The 1717-nt window shown below is 39.1% G+C and carries 1 protein-coding gene; it reads left to right on the top strand.

Going from position 1 to position 1717, the window contains the following annotated elements:
* A partial coding sequence (locus I2F23_RS13770; protein ID WP_195773130.1) for a YadA-like family protein occupies window positions 1-1592 on the top strand: 1592 nt, incomplete at its 5' end.
* Window positions 1593-1717 lie beyond the last annotated feature (125 nt).

The following is a 1717-nucleotide window of genomic DNA, read 5'->3' as shown; positions in this document are numbered from 1 at the left end:
ACAGTGATGGCAACCTAATTGTTGGTCTTGCTAAAGATGCAACCTTTACTAGTGTAACTACTGGCAACACGACGATTAATAATGATGGTTTGACCATCTTAAACGGTCCAAGTGTTACATCTTCAGGGATTGATGCAGGTAGTAAAACCATTACCAATGTCGCAGATGGCGTAAACTCTACGGATGCTGTAAATAAAGGGCAAGTAGATAGTGCAACAAGTGGTTTAACTAGTGCAGGTCTGAACTTTGCAGCGAACTCTGGTAGTACAATTCATAAAAACTTAGGTGAAACCTTGACCATTAAAGGAACAGGCACTAAGGATGATAGTGAATACGATAGCTCGAACATTAAAACCACAACTGACAGTGATGGTAACTTAATCATTGGTCTTGCTAAAGATGCAACCTTTACCAGTGTGACTACAGGAAATACAACACTTAATAGCAATGGCCTAACCATTGTAAATGGTCCAAGCGTTACATCTTCAGGGATTGATGCAGGTGGTAAAGCAATTACAAATGTAGGTGATGGGGTTAATGCAACAGATGCAGCAACTAAAGGACAACTTGATACAGCAATTAGTAATGTAACGAACAACATTAATGCGCTTTCTGATAATGCAGTGAAATATGACAAGAATGCAGATGGCACTGTAAATAAAGATAAAGTGACATTAGAAGGCGGTACAAATGGTACAACCTTAACAAATGTTGCAGATGGTACTGTTGCTACAGGATCTAAAGATGCTGTTAACGGCGGACAATTAGCAGGTGTATCTAATAGTGTTGCAAATGCGATAGGTGGTTCAACAACAGTAAATGCAGATGGTACAATTTCAACAAGTAACATTGGCGGTACTGGAAAAGACAATATTAATGATGCAATTGCAAGTGTGAGCCAAGCTGCTACTCAAGCAAAAACAACAGTAAGCCAAGGAGATAATATTGTTGTTACCCAAACAACAAATACCGATGGAAGTACCAATTATCAGGTGGCTACATCAAAAGATCTAAATGTAAATAGTATAGCTGTTGGATCAGTCGATATTACTGGCTCAGGAATAAACGCAGGTAGCCAGAAAGTAACAAATGTTGCAGATGGTGGTGTCTCAAGCACAAGTAAAGATGCTGTAAATGGCTCTCAGCTTTATACAGCAAATAGTAATACTGCTACATATTTAGGAGGCGGTTCTACAGTTGGCTCAGACGGTCAAGTCACAGCACCAACATATAGCGTTGCAGGTTCAACCTATAATAATGTTGGTAGTGCACTTACCGCTGTAGACAATAGAATTGGCAATGTTGAAAATAATTTAAATCAAGCATTTACATATACGAACAACCGTATTAATAAACTTGAAGATAGATTATCTGCAGGTATTGCAGCAACTGCAGCCTTAGAACAAGCACCATTTATCGCAGGAAAATGGACTTATGCTGTAGGGGCTTCTTACTACAATAGCCAAAGTGCACTAGGTGCGACATTACGTCGTACAGCAGATAATGGTCGTTGGTCTGTAACAGGTGGTGTAGCAGGAGGAACAGAAGGATCACCTCTATTCCGTGTCGGTGTAACCGGTGTAATTAACTAATTATTCAGCATTCAATCGGAGAAGAAATTCTATTTCCTCTCCGAAGCTTCTAATATTAATTTTGAGAGTACATCAACATGAAAAAAACAAATCTAACAACTTTAGTAGCCAGCACAGTCCTATTA

Source organism: Acinetobacter pollinis, assembly GCF_015627175.1.
Classification (GTDB): Bacteria; Pseudomonadota; Gammaproteobacteria; order Pseudomonadales; family Moraxellaceae; genus Acinetobacter; species Acinetobacter pollinis.
This window is presented reverse-complemented; position numbering and strand designations above follow the sequence as displayed.